At 59.2% G+C, this 5,913-nt stretch carries 5 protein-coding genes; 3 read left to right on the top strand and 2 right to left on the bottom strand.

Translation table 11 applies throughout. The features are described from left to right. Positions 1–77: 77 nt before the first annotated feature. Positions 78–287, bottom strand: coding sequence for a cold-shock protein (locus PMI23_RS28245; protein WP_007908870.1), 210 nt, complete (start codon positions 285–287; stop codon positions 78–80). 238 nt (positions 288–525) lie between these two features. Between PMI23_RS28245 and plsB the strand changes: the two genes are divergently transcribed. The 3 genes from plsB (at position 526) to PMI23_RS28230 (ending at position 4,289) form a co-directional block, all read left to right on the top strand. Further along, complete coding sequence (plsB, locus tag PMI23_RS28240; protein ID WP_007908871.1) at positions 526–3,027, top strand: glycerol-3-phosphate 1-O-acyltransferase PlsB; 2,502 nt, start codon at positions 526–528, stop codon at positions 3,025–3,027. 133 nt (positions 3,028–3,160) lie between these two features. Next, complete coding sequence (locus tag PMI23_RS28235; protein ID WP_007908872.1) at positions 3,161–3,559, top strand: YbaY family lipoprotein; 399 nt, start codon at positions 3,161–3,163, stop codon at positions 3,557–3,559. 40 nt (positions 3,560–3,599) lie between these two features. Then, a complete protein-coding gene (locus PMI23_RS28230; RefSeq protein WP_007908873.1) occupies positions 3,600–4,289 on the top strand; it encodes a DUF4197 domain-containing protein in 690 nt (229 codons plus the stop codon). Here PMI23_RS28230 and PMI23_RS28225 read toward each other — a convergent pair. After that, positions 4,286–5,677, bottom strand: coding sequence for a Fic family protein (locus tag PMI23_RS28225; protein ID WP_007950297.1), 1,392 nt, complete (start codon positions 5,675–5,677; stop codon positions 4,286–4,288). The two genes, PMI23_RS28230 and PMI23_RS28225, sit on opposite strands and share 4 nt — an antisense overlap. Positions 5,678–5,913 lie beyond the last annotated feature (236 nt).

The following is a 5,913-nucleotide window of genomic DNA, read 5'->3' as shown; positions in this document are numbered from 1 at the left end:
AGCCTTCGGCAGCTCCTACAGGGTCATGTGTACACCCGTAGGAGCTGCCGAAGGCTGCGATCTTTTGATCTTCAAGGTTACAGGCCTACAACATCCTCAGCCTGCAAACCCTTCTCGCCAGTAATCACCGCGTATTCGACCTGCTGGCCTTCAGTCAGCGACCGATGCCCTTCGCCGCGAATCGCGCGGTAGTGCACGAACACGTCCACCCCGTCTTCGCGCTGGATAAAGCCGTAGCCTTTGGCGTCGTTGAACCACTTCACGTTGCCGGTTTCACGGGTTGCCATCTGTTCATACTCCTTTCTTATTATTGAACAGGCTTTTCGCAGGAAAGCCTTTGCGGAACGTCAGCCTGCGTCCGACGTCCATAAGAGGGCCCCGGCGACAGACCGCCGAGTATATGACAGGTGGGAAAACTCTCAACAGGAGATTACTTCGCCGCTTTTTTGCCGATTTTCGGTGAATACGGCAAACTGTCGACCTCCCGAGCAACCGCTCGGTTTTATTCACTCACGCAGAAGCCGTATGACCCGTTCCCCGTTCCGCCGTCTTGTGTTTGGCACCCTGCGCCGACTGTTGTACCTCTGGGTTCGCTCGGAGACGATCAACCAGTCGTCGTTCACCCTCAACCTCGACCGCAGTCGTCCGGTGTTCTACGTCCTGCAAAACCCTTCGCTGACCGATCTGGCCGTGCTCGACACCGAGTGCACCAAGGCCGGTCTGCCGCGTCCGGTACTGCCGGTGTCGGTGGGTTCGCTGATCGAACCGGCGGCGTTTTTCTACCTGACACCGGACCCAGACTGGCTTGGTCGCCAGGACAAACGCGGTGCGCCGCCGACCCTGACCCGTCTGGTCAGCGCCCTCACCCAGAACGCTGCCGAAGACGCGCAGATCATCCCGGTCAGCGTGTTCTGGGGTCAGTCGCCGGACAGCGAAAACAGTCCGTGGAAGCTATTGTTCGCCGACAGCTGGGCCGTCACCGGGCGCCTGCGTCGACTGCTGAGCATCATCGTCCTCGGCCGCAAGACCCGCGTGCAGTTCTCCGCGCCGATCCATCTGCGCGAATTGATCGAGCACAACAAGGGCCACGAACGCACCGTGCGCATGGCCCAGCGCATTCTGCGTGTGCACTTCCGCAACCTGAAAGCAGCGGTCATCGGCCCGGACATTTCCCACCGCCGTAACCTGGTCAAAGGTCTGCTCAACCAGCCATTGGTCAAGCAAGCGATCCTCGACGAAGCCGAGCGCGAAAACATCTCCCCGGAGAAAGCCAAGGCCCAGGCCTTGCGCTACGGCAACGAGATCGCCTCGGACTACACCTACACCGCGATCCGTTTCCTCGAAGTGGTGCTGAGCTGGTTCTGGAACAAGATCTACGACGGCATCAAGGTCAACCACATCGAAGGCGTGCAGAAGGTCGCCCAGGGTCACGAAGTGATCTACGTGCCGTGCCACCGCAGCCACATCGACTACCTGCTGCTCTCCTACCTGCTGTTCCGCAACGGCCTGACCCCGCCGCACATCGCCGCCGGGATCAACTTGAACATGCCGGTGATCGGCAGCCTGCTGCGCCGTGGCGGCGCGTTCTTCATGCGCCGCACGTTCAAGGGCAATCCGCTGTACACCTCGGTGTTCAACGAATACCTGCACACGCTGTTCACCAAAGGCTTCCCGGTCGAGTACTTCGTCGAGGGCGGCCGCTCGCGCACCGGGCGCATGTTGCAACCGAAAACCGGGATGCTCGCGATTACGATGCGCAGCTTCCTGCGTTCGTCGCGGATGCCGATCGTGTTTGTGCCGGTGTACATCGGTTATGAGCGCGTGCTGGAAGGTCGCACTTACCTCGGCGAATTGCGCGGGGCAAGCAAGAAAAAAGAATCGATCTTCGACATTTTCAAAGTCATCGGCGCGCTCAAGCAGCGTTTCGGTCAGGTCGCGGTGAACTTCGGTGAGCCGATCAAACTCGCAGAATTCCTCGACGCCGAGCAACCGGACTGGCGCCAGCAGGAACTCGGGCCGCAGTACAAGCCGGCGTGGCTCAACGAAACCACCAATCGCCTCGGCGAAAAAGTCGCACAGCATTTGAACGAAGCGGCGGCGATCAACCCGGTCAATCTGGTGGCGCTGGCGCTGCTGTCGACTACGCGCCTGGCGCTGGATGATCGCGCCATGGCGCGAGTGCTGGATCTGTATCTGGCGCTGCTGCGCAAAGTCCCATACTCGCCGCACACCACCTTGCCGGAAGGTGATGGCCGCGCGCTGATCGAGCATGTGAAGGACATGGACCTGCTCGCCGAGCAGAACGATGCGCTGGGCAAGATTCTCTATCTGGACGAGCAGAACGCCGTCCTGATGACCTACTACCGCAACAACGTGCTGCACATCTTCGCGCTGCCGGCGCTGCTGGCGAGCTTCTTCCAGAGCACCTCGCGCATGAGCCGCGAGCAGATCCTGCGCTACACCCGCGCGCTGTATCCGTACCTGCAATCGGAACTGTTCATTCGCTGGACGCTGGACGAACTGGACGGTGTGGTCGATCAGTGGCTGGAAGCGTTCGTCGAGCAAGGCCTGCTGCGTTTCGAGAAAGATGTGTACCTGCGTCCGGCGCCAAGTTCGCGACATTTCGTCCTGCTGACGCTGCTGTCGAAGAGCATCGCCCAGACCTTGCAGCGCTTCTACATGACCGTGTCGTTGCTGCTCAACAGCGGCCAGAACAGTATCAGCGCCGAAGAGCTGGAAGACCTCTGCACGGTCATGGCCCAGCGCCTGTCGATCCTCCACGGCCTCAACGCCCCGGAGTTCTTCGACAAGAGCCTGTTCCGCCACTTCATCCAGACCCTGCTCGACCTCGACGTGCTGCGTCGCGACGAGGCCGGCAAACTGAGTTACCACGAACTGCTCGGCGAACTCGCCGAAGGTGCGGCCAAACGCGTGTTGCCGGCGGAGATTCGTTTGTCGATCCGTCAAGTCGCGCTGCATCGCAGTGAAGACGCAGCAGATCAGGTCGTCGCCCAACCCGAGACCTGATGCAAACCTGGTGGGAGTGACGGTGCGACGATTCGACTTGCTCGCGAAGACGGCGTGTCAGACAACTGAAATGTTGAATGCTAAACCGCCTTCGCGAGCAAGCTCGCTCCCACAATGAAAAGGAGAACTTCCGATGCAAAAACTCACCCTGCTCGCCGCTGCCACACTGCTGAGCGCCTGCCAATCGACCACCCCCGCTGGCAAAGTCGGCCTCGACGGTGAAGTGTTCTACCTGCAGCGCATCGCTCTGCCACCGAGCGCGACCCTTAGCGTCAGCCTGCAAGACGTTTCATTGGCCGACGCGCCAGCCGTCGTATTGGACGAGCAAAAAGGCCAGGTCAAAGGCCAGGTGCCGCTGCCTTTCCACCTGAGCTACGACCCGGCGCAGGTCAAACCCGGCCATCGCTATTCGGTCAGCGCGCGCATCGAAGTCAATGGTGAGCTGATGTTCATCACCACCGAAAACCATGCCGTGCAACTCGGCGGTAACGACCCGCAGCCGCTGAAAATCCGCGTCGACGCCGTTCGTTAATTCATTTTCCGCAGCCCTTTTCCGCAACAAGGAAGCCGCCATGCTCCGCCCTACCCTTCGCTTCGCCGGCCTGTGCGCAGGCCTGATGATCTCCGCCAGCGCGCTGGCGCTGTCGCTCAGTGACCTGTCGCAAAAAGACGCCACCGGCGGTCTCAAGGATGCTCTGACCCAAGGCGCACAAATCGCCGTCAAACAACTGGGCACACCCGGCGGTTTCAGCAACAACCCCGACGTGAAGATCGAACTGCCGGGCAAACTCGGCAAAGCCGCGAGCAAGATGAAAGCCTTCGGCATGGGCGCCCAGGTTGAAGAACTGGAAACCGCGATGAACAAGGCTGCCGAATCCGCTGTGACTCAGGCCCAGCCAATCCTCGTCGACGCCGTGAAGAAAATGAGCGTGGCAGACGCCAAAGGCATCCTCAGCGGCGGCAAGGATTCGGCCACGCAATACCTCGACAAATCCAGCCGCGAACAGATCCGCGCCAAGTTCCTGCCGATCGTCAAACAGGCGACCGACAAGGTTGGCGTAGCGCAGAAGTACAACTCGTTCGCTGGTCAGGCTGCTGCGTTTGGCGTTGTCGATGCGAAGAGCGCCAACGTTGAAAACTACGTCACCGAACAAGCGCTGAATGGCCTGTTCGAGATGATCGGCAAACAGGAAGAAACCATCCGCCAGAACCCGGCCGCTGCGGCGACCAGTCTGGCGAAGAAGGTGTTCGGCACACTCTAAACAGCCACGACGCGGGGGCGAATCAATTCGCTCCCGTGCTTCCCTCCACGTAAAGGACTACGTAAAAAGAACACCCACTCCCGCCCCATCTTCCTTCTCTCCAAAAGCTGCAATTGGTCCAGCCCCTCCAGAACCGAAGTCGCCTCGTTATACGAGCAACCAAAATTTTCCGCCAAATTGCCTGCCGTGAACTCCTTAGCCTCCCCGCTTTTTGCCGCCTGATACACCGCGCGCTGTATTTCCGTCATCTGATCGAAGTAGCCAGAATTCGTCAGCCAGCGCTCGAACTCTTCGGTGTAGGCCACGCTCTTGCGGTAAACATCGGAAAACCCGAGCACCGCACGCTGGATCACCGAACACTGGAACTCGATGAAATAAGTCAGATCCAGCTCATCCGCCTCGGTATGCAGGTATGAACGTCCATATTTCACCGGCGCATTACGCAGTAACAAACTGATCGCAATGTAGCGAAACGCCGCAAATTCGTTCTTGAACATGAACCAGTAAAACAACGCCCTGGCGACCCGCCCGTTGCCGTCGCGAAAGGGATGTTCGTAGCCCAAGGCAAAATGCAGTGTGATCGCCTTGATCAGTGGATGCAGGTAGCTCGTCTCTTGCGGTGAGCCTTCGGGCAGGTTGATCCAGTGCGACAGTCGCTCAAGCCGCGACACCAATCCTGCTGCAGGTGGCGGCCGGTGCACCGTATTGCCCGCCCCGTCCTGGACAACCACCTCGTCATTGGTCCTGAACACCCCAGGGGAATACTGCTCGTCATCGATACCCTCGACCCCCACCCGATGAATCGCCGCAATCAAATCCACGCTCAAGGGTTCGTAACGTCTCTCCCAGGCAAAATTCATCATCCGGTAATTACCCATCACCATGCGTTCATCCGGAGTGCGGGGCTGGCGCTGCTGCTTGAGCATGTCCTTGGCCACACGCGTAGTCGTCGCAGCGCCTTCCAACTGGCTACTGGCAATCGCTTCATCTTCGATAAGATCATTGAGCAGATAACTGAAATGCGCCCGTTCGCCAATCTGGCTGGTCATGTACTCCAGCGCAGCCGTACTGGCCTGTCGATCGACGATGGAGATGGTCTTCTGCGCCAGCGGCGTCAACAGATACTTCCCCCACTGCACAGGCTCGCCCAGTGGCAGAAGGTTAATGTGCTGGGCAGCCCGTGCCTTCTTGACCAAGGCCCAACAGAGCTTGGCATCCAGCCCTGGCGCCCAGCGATAACGCAACGCTTCAAATGGCAGATAACGACCTTGATCATCGAGCGGCTTGAGCAGCGCAAGATAATCCTCCAGACGATGCTTGTGGGGCGGGCGCACCAACAAGTCGAAAACGGGGTCGGTTCTGCCTTTCAATGCTGGCGGCTTTTTCATCAAGACAAACTCAGGAACGCTGGAAGCAGAGGCTGGAGTACAGCATCCGAGGCACCAAGGCTCAATATCGGAGGTTTCTGAAAAAGATGTAGGAAGTGGCTGAGGTAGAGCGGACTACGGGTAATCAGCTAGAAACTGGTCGGCAGTCAGCCCGCCATCGCTGGCAAGCCAGCTCCCACAATTGGCTTGGGTGTATGCAGGTAGAGATTGGGCGGCTGTCAGGACCTCATCGCGAG

The sequence above is a fragment of the Pseudomonas sp. GM24 genome (assembly GCF_000282235.1).
Lineage (GTDB): Bacteria > Pseudomonadota > Gammaproteobacteria > Pseudomonadales > Pseudomonadaceae > Aquipseudomonas.
The sequence above is the reverse complement of the archived record's forward strand: the minus strand, read 5'-3'. Positions and strand labels throughout refer to the sequence as shown.

Excerpts from the sequence above, each read along its gene's own strand:
- PMI23_RS28245 (WP_007908870.1), bottom strand. The coding sequence starts at position 287 with ATGGCAACCCGTGAAACCGGCAACGTGAAGTGGTTCAACGACGCCAAA.
- plsB (WP_007908871.1), top strand. The coding sequence starts at position 526 with ATGACCCGTTCCCCGTTCCGCCGTCTTGTGTTTGGCACCCTGCGCCGA.
- PMI23_RS28235 (WP_007908872.1), top strand. The coding sequence starts at position 3,161 with ATGCAAAAACTCACCCTGCTCGCCGCTGCCACACTGCTGAGCGCCTGC.
- PMI23_RS28230 (WP_007908873.1), top strand. The coding sequence starts at position 3,600 with ATGCTCCGCCCTACCCTTCGCTTCGCCGGCCTGTGCGCAGGCCTGATG.
- PMI23_RS28225 (WP_007950297.1), bottom strand. The coding sequence starts at position 5,677 with ATGAAAAAGCCGCCAGCATTGAAAGGCAGAACCGACCCCGTTTTCGAC.